Annotated in this window: 10 protein-coding genes; 1 reads left to right on the forward strand and 9 read right to left on the reverse strand. The window is 73.7% G+C overall.

Going from position 1 to position 13,098, the window contains the following annotated elements:
• Position 1 precedes the first annotated feature (1 nt).
• The 8 genes from folK to dacB all read right to left on the reverse strand — a co-directional run bounded on the left by folK (position 2) and on the right by dacB (position 10,833).
• Positions 2 to 2,638 carry a 2-amino-4-hydroxy-6-hydroxymethyldihydropteridine diphosphokinase gene (gene folK, locus ACFU5G_RS08785; protein WP_377242816.1) on the reverse strand — a complete coding sequence of 879 codons (2,637 nt, stop codon included), beginning with the start codon at positions 2,636 to 2,638 and terminating at the stop codon, positions 2 to 4.
• Positions 2,635 to 3,684, reverse strand: a complete 1,050-nt coding sequence (folP, locus tag ACFU5G_RS08790; RefSeq protein WP_377242818.1) for a dihydropteroate synthase — start codon at positions 3,682 to 3,684, stop codon at positions 2,635 to 2,637. The genes folK and folP overlap by 4 nt, the downstream gene beginning before the upstream one ends.
• Complete coding sequence (folE, locus tag ACFU5G_RS08795; RefSeq protein WP_377242820.1) at positions 3,681 to 4,304, reverse strand: GTP cyclohydrolase I; 624 nt, start codon at positions 4,302 to 4,304, stop codon at positions 3,681 to 3,683. Before folE ends, folP begins: the two co-directional genes overlap by 4 nt.
• A gap of 13 nt (positions 4,305 to 4,317) precedes the next feature.
• Positions 4,318 to 6,357: an ATP-dependent zinc metalloprotease FtsH gene (gene ftsH, locus ACFU5G_RS08800; RefSeq protein WP_377242822.1), complete on the reverse strand. Its 2,040-nt coding sequence runs from the start codon at positions 6,355 to 6,357 to the stop codon at positions 4,318 to 4,320.
• Between the two features lie 183 nt (positions 6,358 to 6,540).
• Positions 6,541 to 7,095: a hypoxanthine phosphoribosyltransferase gene (gene hpt / locus ACFU5G_RS08805; protein ID WP_121386529.1), complete on the reverse strand. Its 555-nt coding sequence runs from the start codon at positions 7,093 to 7,095 to the stop codon at positions 6,541 to 6,543.
• Between the two features lie 3 nt (positions 7,096 to 7,098).
• Positions 7,099 to 8,229, reverse strand: coding sequence for a tRNA lysidine(34) synthetase TilS (tilS, locus tag ACFU5G_RS08810; protein WP_377242824.1), 1,131 nt, complete (start codon positions 8,227 to 8,229; stop codon positions 7,099 to 7,101).
• Positions 8,230 to 8,259: 30 nt separating this feature from the next.
• A complete protein-coding gene (locus tag ACFU5G_RS08815) occupies positions 8,260 to 9,348 on the reverse strand; it encodes a zinc-dependent metalloprotease (protein WP_377242826.1) in 1,089 nt (362 codons plus the stop codon).
• A gap of 33 nt (positions 9,349 to 9,381) precedes the next feature.
• On the reverse strand, positions 9,382 to 10,833 hold the full coding sequence (gene dacB / locus ACFU5G_RS08820; protein ID WP_377242828.1) for a D-alanyl-D-alanine carboxypeptidase/D-alanyl-D-alanine-endopeptidase: 1,452 nt from the start codon (positions 10,831 to 10,833) through the stop codon (positions 9,382 to 9,384).
• A gap of 257 nt (positions 10,834 to 11,090) precedes the next feature.
• On the opposite strand from dacB, the gene ACFU5G_RS08825 reads away from it, so the two are divergent.
• Positions 11,091 to 11,591: an inorganic diphosphatase gene (locus tag ACFU5G_RS08825; protein WP_377242830.1), complete on the forward strand. Its 501-nt coding sequence runs from the start codon at positions 11,091 to 11,093 to the stop codon at positions 11,589 to 11,591.
• Between the two features lie 68 nt (positions 11,592 to 11,659).
• Here the strand turns inward: ACFU5G_RS08825 and ACFU5G_RS08830 are convergent, their stop codons facing one another.
• Positions 11,660 to 13,075, reverse strand: coding sequence for an NlpC/P60 family protein (locus tag ACFU5G_RS08830; protein ID WP_377242832.1), 1,416 nt, complete (start codon positions 13,073 to 13,075; stop codon positions 11,660 to 11,662).
• Positions 13,076 to 13,098 lie beyond the last annotated feature (23 nt).

The following is a 13,098-nucleotide window of genomic DNA, read 5'->3' on the forward strand; positions in this document are numbered from 1 at the left end:
CTCAGGCGTCGCGCCCCCGCTCGTCCCGGACCGGCACCCAGGAGGGCACCGAGTCGATCGGGCCGTCGGACGACGCGATCGACTGCTCGGTCGCGTAGCCGGGGACCCGGATCACGGTGTGGTCGTTGTCGTAGCCCGGGAGCTGCCCGTTCGAGTGGCCGGCGGGCTGGCCGTTCGAGTGCCCGTTCGACGCCGGTTCCGGCGCGCCCTGCGGCGGGTTGCCGACCGGGGCGAACACGGGTGCGGCGGGCTCCTGCGGGGCACCGTTCATCGGCGGGAACACGCCGCTCTGCTGCCGCGACGGGTTGACCGGGGCGAACACCGGCTTGGCCGGCGCCGCGGACGCCGGGGGCGGCGTCTCGCGCTCCGGCTCCTCGTGCGCCGTGTCCCGGACCGCGCGGGGCGCGATCGGCGCGGGGACGAGCGCCTCCTCCGGGGGCGGCACGACGGCCCCGTTGCCGGGCACACCGATCGGCTGGGCCGGCCGCGGGGGCAGGGGGGCCGCCTGGGCCTGGTGCGGGATCGGCACGGAGCCGCCCGGGCCCGGAACGGGTCCGCTGGAGTAGGCCTGCGGGTGACCGCCCTGGTAGGGGTCCTGGGGGCTGCCGTTCGGGCCGTCGAGGTCCACGGGACCGCTGTGGTGCGTCTGCGGCTGGCCGCCGCCGGGCACCTCGACCACGGGGCCGCCGGGCGAGGCCTGCGGGCGCCCGCTCGGCGGGAGCGACGGCGGCAGGGCCGGGGGCATCTCGACGGGGTGGGCGTCCTGCCCGGCGTCGTCGGGCACCGCGGGGTGGTTCGAGGCCGTGGTGCCGCCACCCTGCTCGGGCTCGGGGTCGGTCAGCCAGTCGAGCGCGAGCCAGCGGATGCCGGTCCGGTCGGGTGCCGTCGCCGCGAGCTGGCCCACGGGACCGCCGCCCAGGCCGGGCAGCAGGGCCTCAGGGGCGATCTGCGACCAGGGCTCCAGGACGAAGGCACGCTCGTGCGCCCGCGGGTGCGGGATCTCGATGTCCTCGGCGGCGTCGGTCAGGGTGCCGTAGGTGATCAGGTCGACGTCGAGCGTGCGGGCGCCCCAGCGCTCGTCGCGGGTGCGGCCGTGCAGGTTCTCGACCTCCAGGCACGCGTGCAGCAGCCCGCGCGCCGAGAGCGTGGTGCGGGCCAGCAGGACGGCGTTCAGGTAGTCGGGCTGGTCCTCCGGCCCGCCGACGGCGGCCGTGCGGGCCAGCGGCGAGACGTCGGTGATCTGCACGCCCGGCACGCGGTCCAGCTCGGCGACCGCCGAACGCATGGTGGCCTGCGGGTCGCCGAGGTTCGCGCCGATCGCGATGACCACGTCCACGTACCCGGCGGGCATCTCGTCGAACCGGTCGCGCGGCTCGGCCTGGTAGGGCTGCTCCTGCGCGAACACCGGCTCCGGCTGCCCGACGGCGGAGTCGGGGACCGCCGCCGAGACGCGGGTCGCCTCCATGTCGCCCTGGTCGTACTGCTGCTCGAACATCTGGTCGTACTGGTTCGGCTGCGCGTCGCGCTGCGGCTGCTCGTACTGCGGCTGCTCGTACTGCGGCTGCTCGTACTGCGGCTGCTCGAACGACTGCTGCTGGAACGCCGGCTGGGCCGGCTCGTAGGACTGCTGCGGCTCGAAGGCGTTCGGCTGGTCGGGGCCCGGCTGCTGGTCGAGACCCTGGAGGGACTCGTACTGCTGGACCGGCTCGAACACGGGCTCCGGCTCGAAGGCGGGCTCGGCCTTGAACTGCTCGGCCTGCTGGAACTGGTCGCCCTGCTGGAACACGGGCTCCTTGCCGGGGCGCTGCTCGGCCTCCGCCGGGGCCTCGGCCTGCACCTCCCACGCCGCGGGGATGACCTGCAGCGGCTCGGGGGCGATGAGCTCGGGCACCGGGAGCGGCTCGGGCTCCTCGACGGGGGTCTCCACCGCCGGGGCGGCGGGGGCGCGCTCGACGAGCGGCTCCGCCTCGAAGGCCTCGTACTTCTCGGCGCCGAACTGCTCGGACCCGAACGGCTCGGACCCGAACTGCGCCGGCTCGGCCGGCTGGAAGGGCTCGGCCGGCTGGTAGGGCTCGTACGGCTCGGGCCGGAACGGCTCCGGCTCCTCGGCGACCGGGCGTGCCACGGGCTCGAAGTCCTGCGGCTCGGGCTCGGCCGGGGCGGCCTCGGCCACCGGCTCCGGCACCGGGTGCGCGGCGAGCAGCCCCGCCGGCACGGCCACGACGGGCATGCGCGTGCGGTCGCGGCGGATGGCCACCTCGACGTCGGCGAACGGCACCGGGATGGGCGCGTGCGGCTTGTGCACGCGCACGTCCACCGCCTCGATCTGCGGGCGCGCCAGCACCGCGGCGGCGATCCGCTCGGCGACCGTCTCGATGAGGTCGGCGGGGTCGCCCTTCAGGATGTCGTGGACGTCGGCCGCGACGTCGGCGTAGCTCACGGTCTGCGCCAGGTCGTCACCGGCGGCAGCGGGGCGCGTGTCCATGTACAGCACGACGTCGGCCCGGAACTCCTGGCCGGTCTGCCGTTCGGACGGCAGCACACCGTGGTACCCCCGCGCGCTCACGCCGCTCAGCTGGATCTGGTCCAGCGCGCGGCCGTCCGGGCCTGTGACGCCCGTTCCGAACGCTGTGGTCACCGTGGTCCTCCCCCATCGTCGTTGCGTGCACCGGAATCCTGCCAGGTTGGCATGTCTTGTCCCCCGGCCGTCCACGATTCTGTGGTCAAGGCCACGGTGGAAGTCAATGCCTCCGGTGCGGATGGGGAAGAGGTACCCGGCGACCCTACCCGCGGTGCGCCCTCCGCGGCAGACCACGCGGCAGCGACCTTGACGGCGTCCACGCTCGCCCGTGCGGTGTGCACGCGCACGCACCAGGCGCCCGCGGCCGCCGACAGCGCCGAGATGGCGGCCGTCGCGTCGTCGCGCGCCCGCGGCGGAGCGGTACGCCCCGCCGGGTCGGCGAGCAGGTGGCCCAGGAACCGCTTGCGGGAGGCGCCGACCAGCACCGGCCGCCCCAGCTGGTGGAGCGCGTCGAGGTGGGCCAGCAGCGGCCAGTTCAGCACGCCTGCCTTGGCGAAGCCCAGGCCCGGGTCGAGGATCACCTGGTCGGGCCGCACCCCGTCGTCGTGCAGCGCGGCCATGCGGGCCGCGAGCTCGTCGCGGACGTCGGCCACGACGTCGTCGTACACCTCGAGGTCGTCCATGACGTCCGCGTGGCCGCGCCAGTGCATCGCCACGTAGGCGGCACCGGTCTCGGCCACGGCGCGCCCCATCTCGGGGTCGGCGAGGCCACCCGAGACGTCGTTCACGATGCGCGCCCCGGCGGCCACGGCGCGCTCGGCGACGGCGGCGCGCGTGGTGTCCACGCTCACGACCGCGCCGCGCGCGGCGAGCTGCTCGATCACGGGCAGCACCCGGGCCAGCTCCTGGTCCTGCGGCACGCGCACGGACCCGGGCCGGGTGGACTCCCCGCCCACGTCCAGGATGTCCGCGCCCTCGCCGAGCAGCTCCAGCCCGTGCGCCACGGCGGCCGACGGCTCGAACCACTCGCCGCCGTCCGAGAACGAGTCCGGCGTGACGTTGACCACACCCATGACGAGGGTACGGCCTGCCCCGGAAAGCTCGGGCAGGCCGTGCACCCGGGCGTCCCGGGCGATGTGGGGCGGGACGGCGGACACCGTCACTTCCCGAGGATGAGGCTCATCGCCTCGGCTCGCGTCGCACCGTCCCGCATGACACCGCGCACCGCGGAGGTGACGGTCCGGGAGCCGGGCTTGCGCACGCCGCGCATCGACATGCACAGGTGCTCGCACTGGACGACGACCAGCACGCCGCGCGGCTCGAGGATCTCCACGAGCGAGTCCGCGATCTGCGTGGTCATGCGCTCCTGCACCTGCGGTCGGCGCGCGTAGACCTCGACCAGCCGGGCCAGCTTGCTCAGCCCGGTGATGCGCCCGTCCACGTTCGGGATGTACCCCACGTGCGCCACGCCGTGGAACGGCACCAGGTGGTGCTCGCAGGTGGAGTACACCTCGATGTCCTTGACCAGCACCATCTCCTCGTGACCGAGGTCGAAGGTGGTGGTCAGCACGTCCTCGGGCTCCTGCCGGAGGCCCGCGAAGATCTCCCGGTACGCCCGGGCGACGCGGGCCGGCGTCTCACGCAGGCCCTCCCGCTCGGGGTCCTCGCCGACGGCGAGGAGGAGCTCGCGCACTGCCGCCTCGGCCCGTGCGGCGTCGTACGGCGGGACGTCCGCCGCACGCCGCACGGGCGTCGACAAGGGTGTGATCGACCCGTCGGTCATCGTGGTGCTCCGGTCAGTTCGACGAGTCTGGGTGGGCGTTGTCCGACGGCGTCGCCGCGTCCACGACGGCCTCGTCCTGCGGCACCACGTCGGTGTGGCCGTTCTGGGCCGCCACCTCCTTGGGCGTCAGGACCGGGCCGCGCGTGTGCACGGTGCGCTGCTCGCTGGAGAGCCAGACGTCGCGCGCCGCGCGCTTCTCGACGGGCGCGAAGACGTCCGCGAGCTCCTTCTGGTTCAGCGTCTCCTTCTCGAGCAGGCGCAGCACCAGCTCGTCGAGCACGTCGCGGTACTGGGTCAGCACCTCCCACGCCTCGTCGTGCGCGGCCTCGACGAGCTTGCGCACCTCGTTGTCGATGGTGCCGGCGACGGCCTCGGAGTAGTCGCGCTCGTGCCCGTAGTCACGGCCCAGGAACGGCTCGCCCGAGCTGGTGCCGAGCTTGATGGCGCCGACGCGCTCGCTCATGCCGTACTCGGTCACCATCTTGCGGGCGATGGCCGAGGCCTTCTCGATGTCGTTCGAGGCGCCCGTGGTCGGGTCGTGGAACACGATCTCCTCGGCCACGCGCCCGCCCATGGCGTACGCGAGCTGGTCGAGCAGCTCGTTGCGGGTGGTCGAGTACTTGTCCTCGAGCGGCATGACCATCGTGTAGCCCAGGGCCCGGCCGCGCGGCAGGATCGTCACCTTGGTGACGGGGTCCGTGTACCGCATCGCGGCGGCCACCAGGGCGTGCCCGCCCTCGTGGTACGCGGTGATCTTCTGCTCCTTGGACTGCATGACGCGCGTGCGCTTCTGCGGGCCGGCCACGACGCGGTCGATGGCCTCGTCCAGCGCGCGGTCGTCGATGAGCTGGGCACCGCTGCGGGCGGTGAGCAGCGCGGCCTCGTTGAGCACGTTGGCGAGGTCGGCGCCCGTGAACCCGGGCGTCCGGCGGGCCACGGCCGCGAGGTCGACCTCGGGGACCATCGGCTTGCCCTGCGCGTGCACGTTGAGGATCGCCTCGCGGCCCTTGAGGTCCGGGGCCTCCACGGCGACCTGGCGGTCGAAGCGGCCCGGGCGCAGCAGCGCCGGGTCGAGGATGTCGGGGCGGTTCGTCGCGGCGATCAGGATGACGTTCGTCTTGACGTCGAAGCCGTCCATCTCGACGAGCATCTGGTTCAGCGTCTGCTCGCGCTCGTCGTGCCCGCCGCCCATGCCGGCGCCGCGGTGGCGGCCGACGGCGTCGATCTCGTCGACGAAGATGATCGCCGGCGAGTTCTGCTTGGCCTGCTCGAAGAGGTCGCGCACGCGGCTGGCGCCGACGCCGACGAACATCTCGACGAAGTCCGAGCCGGAGATCGAGTAGAACGGCACGCCGGCCTCGCCGGCGACGGCGCGCGCGATGAGCGTCTTACCGGTACCGGGCGGGCCGTACAGCAGCACGCCCTTGGGGATCTTGGCTCCCACGGCCTGGAACTTGGCCGGCTCGGCGAGGAACTCCTTGATCTCCTGGAGCTCCTCGACGGCCTCGTCCGCGCCTGCGACGTCGGCGAAGGTCACCTGCGGGGTGTCCTTGCTGACGAGCTTGGCCTTGGACTTGCCGAAGCCCATGACCCGGTTGCCGCCGCCCTGGGCCCGCGACAGCAGGAACCAGAACACGACACCGATCAGGAGGAACGGGATCAGCACGGACAGCATCGAGGACCAGAAGCTGGGCTGCGGCACCTCCGAGTCGAACCCGTCGGCCGGGGCGGACTTCACGATCGCGTCGTCGACCCGGTCGCCCTGCGGCTGCGTGTAGAAGAACTCGACCGTCTTGCCGTGGTCGACCTCCTCGGCGGCGTCGCCCTCACCCTCGGTCGACTTGTACGCCTTGGTGAGCTCGAGCTCGACCCGCTGCTCGCCTTCGACCATGAGGGCATGCTTCACCGTGCTGCCCTGGAGCAGCTCGATCCCCTGTGACGTCTCGATTCGCGAGACGTTGGGCTGGTTCAGTGCTGAGATGGCCAGCGTCACCACGACCAAGGCGACCAGGATCCAGATGACGGGCCCACTCAGAAGCTTCTTGATGTTCATCGGCGACGGGGACTAGGCCCCGTTTCCCTCCGCTCGCGCAGTATGTATCCGTCGAAACTACATGGTCTCCCTGAGAGGAGCCCCGAGTGTTCGCCCAGAGCATGTGACTCCTGGACCACACTCGCCCAGACGCGACGAACCGCCGGGGACGGGCATCTCGCGGCGCCTCGTGGGCTGAGGGGGTCAGCCCCCGTAGACGTGCGGTGCCAGGGTGGCAACGAACGGCAGGTTCCGATAGTTCTCCGCGTAGTCCAGGCCGTAGCCCACGACGAACTCGTTGGGGATGTCGTACCCGAGGTACTTCACGTCCACGTCGGCCTGCGCGGCGTCCGGCTTGCGGAGCATCGAGGCGATCTCGACCGACTCCGGGCCGCGCGAGCGCAGGTTGGAGACCAGCCAGGACAGCGTGAGGCCCGAGTCGATGACGTCCTCGACGATGAGCACGTTGCGCCCGGTCAGGTCGGAACGCAGGTCCATGAGGATGCGCACCACCCCGGAGGACTTGGTGCCCGAGCCGTAGGAGGAGACCGCCATCCAGTCCATCTGCGCCTTGTGGTGCAGACGGCGGGACAGGTCGGCCATCACCATGACCGCACCCTTGAGCACACCGACCAGGAGCAGATCCTTGCCCGCGTAGTCCGCGTCGATCTGCGCGGCCATCTCGTCGAGCTTCTTGCTGAGCTGCTCCTCGGTGAGCAGCACCTCTGCGAGGTCGGGTCCGACGTCGGACTGGTCCACGAGTCACTCCTGAGTTGTGGTGGGGGGTCTGACGCCGGTCCAGCCGTCCGAGTTCCCGGTCGGCGCGGCGCGCAGGAAAAGCCTGCCACACGCGCGCCGTGCCCGTGTCCCGCCCGGGAGCTGCACGGGACCCTGGCCGGTCCAGGACACGACGAGCGCGTCCAGCGCGTCGACGTGCCGGGTAGTGGTGTCCGTGGGCCGGGAGCCCGCCGCGAGCGCGGCGAGGCGCAGGGCCCGGCGGCGCAGGGCGGGATGGGCCCGGGCGAGCACCTCGGCGTCGAGCGCCTGCTCCCCCGCCTCGGGCTCGGCGCTCTCGGCCTGAGCCCGCGCCAGCAGCTCCGCCGCGAGGGAGTCCAGCAGGTCGGCGTCGTCCCGCAGCTGGTCCGCCGTGCGCGCGAGCGCCTCGGCCACGCCGGGCCCGAGGGTGTCCTCGAGCACGGGCAGCGCCCGGCCCCGCACCAGCGAGCGCAGGGGCGTGAACCCGCCGGCCGCGGCCCCGGCGTCGGCCTCGGCGTCGGGCAGCAGGTTGGTGGGGTCGGTCCACCAGCCGAGGCCCGACGCCGCGCACACGGCCTCGGTCTGCGCGCGGCGCAGGCCGAGGAGGGGCCGGCGGAAGATCCCGCGCTCCCGCGGCATCCCGGCGAGCGACCGGGCGCCGGCCCCGCGCGCGAGGCCGAGCAGCACCTGCTCCGCCTGGTCGTCCAGGGTGTGCCCGAGCAGCACCCGCGCGGCCCCCGTCCGGGCGGCGGCCTGCTCCAGGGCCCGGTACCGCGCGGTCCGGGCGGCCCCCTCGGGTCCCTCGGTGTCGAGCGCCGTGCCGGACCAGTCGGCGGACCGGACCAGCACCGGGTCGAGGCCGAGCGCCCGGCACTGCTCGGCGGCGCGGGCGGCGACGTCGGCCGACCCGGCCTGCAGGCCGTGGTCCACGAGGACGGCGCCGGCGCGGACGGCGTAGCCGCGCGAGCGCACCGAGCGACCCACGCGGCGGGCCTCGAACGCCGTCGCCGCGGCCAGCGCGAGGCTGTCGGCCCCGCCGGAGCAGGCGACGAGCACCAGGTCGTCGGGGCCCAGGCCCGCGAGCGCCGCCCGGACCGCGTTGCGCGCCGCGGCGACGGCGGGGTCGACGCGGGCCACGGTCAGGCGTCCCCGCTCATCCGCGCACCCTCATCCGTGCACCCGGCGCACCCACGCGCGGGCGTCGGCGATCTCCCGGGCGTTCGGCAGGTTCTCGGGCCCGGCCCAGACGGCGTTGAGGCCGTCGCGGCCCACGGTGCGCTCCACGGTGCGCACGAACGCGGCGCCGTCGCGGTACTGCGCGAGCTTGGCCTCCATGCCCAGCAGCTTCTGCACCACGACGTCGAAGGTGCTGCGGCCCTCGCCGTCGCGCCGCCGCTCGAACTTGGCGCGGATGCGCCGCACGGACGGCACCACGCGCGGCCCGACGGCGTCCATCATCACGTCCGCGTGCCCCTCCAGGAGGGCCATGACGGCGGTGATGTCGGCGAGCTCGGCCTTCTGCTCGTGGGTGAGCATGCCGTCCATGAGGGTGCCGCCCTCGCCCCGCAGGGCGTCGAGCACGCTGCGCCCGATCACGGCGAGCTTGCGGTCGAACCGGGCCTTGGCCAGCTCGGCGGAGGTGCGGGCCATGCCGGAGACCAGGCCCCGCGTGCGTCCGCTGAGGTGGCCGGCGAGCCAGGGCGCCGCGGCGAACTGGAGGGCGTGCGTCTGCTCGTGCAGGCAGACCCAGAGCCGGAAGTCCTGCTCCGGGACCTGCAGCGCGCGCTCGGCCTGCAGCACGTTGGGGGCCACGAGCAGCAGCCGGCCGGGGCCGGAGTACGGGTCGAACTGCCCCAGCACGCGGCCGCTGAGCAGGGCGAGCACGGCCCCGATCTCGGCGGCGCCGGCCATCTGGGCACCGGCGGAGGTGGCGCTCCGGGAGATCTCGGCGACCGCCGTGCCGATCCCGTCGGTCATGACGGCCATCGACTGGGTGTTCGCGCGGGCCCAGCTCGCGCGGTCCACGACCGCGACCGGGCTCAGGCCGGCCCCGTCGGCCCCGTAGGTGCCGGCCGGCGTCATCCGCGTGGTCTCCAACACGTGCCCGACGGCGTCGCCCGCCGCCGTCCGCAGGCCGCTCACCAGGGCGGCGAGCTCGTCCCGTCCGGCCAGGGGGCCGGGCGCGGCGAGGCGCGCCGCGATCTGTGCCGCTGCTGACCAGTCGACGATCTGTGGGGATGCGGAGGCCTGGGTCACCGGACCACGGTAACGGCCCGGGGTGCTGCCGCGTCAGCCCTGGGTGGAGTACGCCGCGAGGTCGCCCACGAACCCGTCGTAGATGGACGTGGCGCCCGCCGTCTGCTTGGCCGGGATGGAGTCGGCGAGCACGGAGAAGACGAGCAGCCGGTCGTCGGCCGTGACCACGGTCCCGGCGAGCGCGCGCACCTTGGGCAGGCTGCCGGTCTTGGCCCGGGCGAGGCCGCGGGCGGCGTTGGCCCCCGTGAAGCGCCCGTGGGTCACGTCGAGCGTGCCGGTGAGCCCCGCGATGGGCATGCCGACGGCCTCGCTGCGCAGCTCGGGGTTCGCCGGGTCCACCATGACGCCGAGCAGGTCCACGAGCTGCTGCCCGCTGAGGTACGAGCCGTCGCCGAGCCCGGAGCAGTCCCGCAGCCGGGCACCGGTCATGTCGACGCCGAGCCGCTTGGCCTGGGCGATCACGGCCTGGGTGGCGCCGTCGTTCGAGCCGGGCAGGCCGGCGTCCACCGCGACCAGGCGCCCGAGCACCTCGGTGATGGTGTTGTCGGAGTACTGCATCGCGAAGCCGACGACGTCCGCCAGCGGTGCGGAGCTCACCTCGCCGAGCACGCGCGCGTCGTCCGGCGCGGTCTCGTCGATCACGGCGCCGGCCGTCGTCAGCCCCTGCTTCTCCAGGGCCGCGGAGAACGCCTCGGCGGCGTACTTGCCCGGGTCCGAGGCGCGGGGCCCGTTGTCCGTGTAGCCGTCGCCCAGCAGCCCGACGTTGATGCCGAGGGACGAGACGGGCGCGATGTAGCCCGCGGCGATGTCCGGGCTCGCGACGGTGGGGGCGATCTCGTCGCCCGTGAAGAGCGTGTCGTCGAGCGCGACCCGCACCTCGGTGGCCCCGGTGACCTTGATCTTGGCGGCGACCTGCTGGGCGAGATCGGCGAGCCCGGCACGACCGTTAACCGCGTTTGGGTCGCCCTTGCCCTCGGCCAGCATCATGTCGCCGCCGCCCACGAGCACCACGGTGTTGTCGTCGACGAGCACGGCCTTGGTCTGCAGGGTGCTGTTCGCCATGGACGACGAGAGCGCCGCGACGCCGGTGAAGAGCTTCTGCGTGGAGGCGGGGGTCATCAGCTTGTCCGGGCTGGACGAGCCGAGCACCTGACCCGACGTGCCGTCCGCCACGACCACGCCGACGCGCGAGCCGAGCCGCTTGTCCTTGGCCAGGTCGCTCACCAGGCGCTGCATCTCCACGCTGTCCGGCACGGGGGCGTCGCTCGGCAGGTCGCTCAGGAGCCCGGCGGGCTCGGGCCCGTCGACGGCGCCGGGCGCGGACGGGAACGGACTCGGCTCGGGCCAGGGTGCGGCAGTGGTGAGCATGCCGGGGACGACGTCGTACGCGTCCGCGACCAGGTACCCACCGAACAGTGCGACGACCGCGGCGACGGCAGCGCCGGAGCGCAACCCCCACTCCATGGGCATCCTCTCGATCGTCACGTGAAAGCCATCGCCAACTCTAGTCGCGGCAAACCACGCGGCGTGTACGACAGCGGCGATTCACGGGAAATTTCACCCACATATGCCGTCGATTCCCGCGCGTGTCGCGCACGCTGCGAATTATGCCGAACACGGGCAGTGGTTCTGACCACAGGTCACGGTCGGGATACAAGACACATGGCACACTGGACAGGCGCAAGACCGCCGCCGCGGTAAGACACTTCGGCGACCATCATCGAGAACTGGAGCACATCGGCGTGGAGTTCGACGTCACGATCGAGATCCCCAAGGGTCAGCGGAACAAGTACGAGGTGGATCACGAGACCGGACGCATCCGCCTCGACCGCATGCTCTTCACCTCGACGCGCTACCCGGACGACTACGGCTTCATCGAGGACACCCTCGGCGAGGACGGCGACCCGCTGGACGCCCTGGTCCTGCTGGAGGAGCCCACGTTCCCCGGCTGCCTGATCCGGTGCCGCGCCCTGGGCATGTTCCGCATGCGCGACGAGGCCGGCGGCGACGACAAGGTGCTGTGCGTGCCGACCGGTGACCAGCGCGCGGCGTGGCGCCAGGACATCGACGACGTCTCGGACTTCCACCGCCTGGAGATCCAGCACTTCTTCGAGGTCTACAAGGACCTGGAGCCCGGCAAGTCCGTCGAGGGCGCCCACTGGGTGGGCCGCTCCGAGGCCGAGGCCGAGATCGTCCGCTCGATCCAGCGGGCCAAGGACACGGGCTACTACGACAAGCACTGACGCAGCCCGCAGCACCACCTGTCAGACGCCCAGGTCACCCCGGTGACCTGGGCGTCTGACACTTCCGGCTAGGGCCGGCCCGCGTAGGGCATCGCGCCCGACAGGCGCAGCGGGTTCTCCGAGAGCGGGTGCCCGGGCAGGGTCGCCTCGATCATCATGCCGCCGCCCGTGTACATGGCCACGTGGTAGATCGACGACGGGTCGCTCGGGTTCGAGCCGTAGAAGATGAGGTCGCCGGGCCGCAGCGCGCCGTAGCCCACCTTGCCGACCGCCAGGTACTGCGACCGCGACGTCCGCGTGATGTCGACGCCCTGGCTCGCCCACGACATCATCGTCAGCCCCGAGCAGTCGTACGACGACGGCCCCGCGGCGCCCAGCAGGTAGGGCGCCCCGATCTTTGTGCGGGCCCAGGTCACGGCGCCGACACCGCGGCCCGCCGACCCGACGGTGACCCCCGACGTGGGCTGGACGGCCGGCGCGCGCGGGCCCGCCGAGGCCGCGCCGCCCCCGCCGGAACCGCTGCCCCCACCGGAGCTGCCGGAGCTACCGGAACCACCGGAACCACCCGAACCGCGCTCCGCGGGCGCCGCCTCCGCCGCGCGCGCCTCGGCCTCGGCCTCGGCGGCGTCCCGCGCCGCCTGCTGCCGTTCGAGCTCCGCCCGCGCGGCCGCCTCGCGGGCCGCCTCCGCGGCGGCGGCCTCTGCGGCCTCCCGCTCCCGCTCGATCCGCACGCTGGTCTGCCGCAGCTCCGCGAGCCGCTCCACGAGCGCCTGCCGCTCGGCCTCGGCCGCGCGGGTACGCGCCTCGAGGTCCGCGGCGGCCGTCTGGGCGGCGTCGTACGCGGTCTCGGCGCGCTCCGCCGCCGCGTCGAGCTCCTCCTTGGCCGCCGACCAGCGGGCGTCGGCGGACTCCGAGGCGGCGCGCGCGTCCTGGTAACCGGCCAGGGCGCCGCCGACCTTGCGCTGCACCGCGCGCTCGGCCGCGCTGCGGCCCACCAGGTCGGGCACCGAGTCGGCGCGCAGGGCCACGCCGAGCGGCCCCAGGCCGTCGTCGCGCGACGACGCCCGGTAGACCTCGGCCAGGCTCCCCCGCGCCGTCACCTCGCCCCGGTGCGCCTTCGCCGCTGCCTTCCGGGCCGTCGCGACCTCCGCCTTCGCCTGCTCGACCGCCTGCTGCGCCTCGGCGTAGTCGGCGCCGGCCACCTGGACGCGGACCTGCGCGGCCTCAAGCTCCGTGCGGAGCGCCACCAGGGCCGCCTCGGCCTCGTGGACGTCCAGGGTCCCGGCGGCCACGGCGTCGCGGGCATCCTGCACGTCCTGGGCCGACGGCGGGTCGGCAGGCGGTTCCGCCTCGGCGCTGGGGCCCCAGGGGAACACCAGGCTGAAGGCGAGGACCGCCGATCCGAGGGCACGGAACGCCAGCACGCCGCCGTGCCGGTGCTGCTCCGACCCGGCGGACTCGTCCAGAGCTTGGATCCGTCGCATGATCCCCCTTCCGATCCGCACCA

It is taken from the genome of Promicromonospora sp. NPDC057488 (assembly GCF_042802395.1).
Taxonomy (GTDB): Bacteria; Actinomycetota; Actinomycetes; order Actinomycetales; family Cellulomonadaceae; genus Promicromonospora.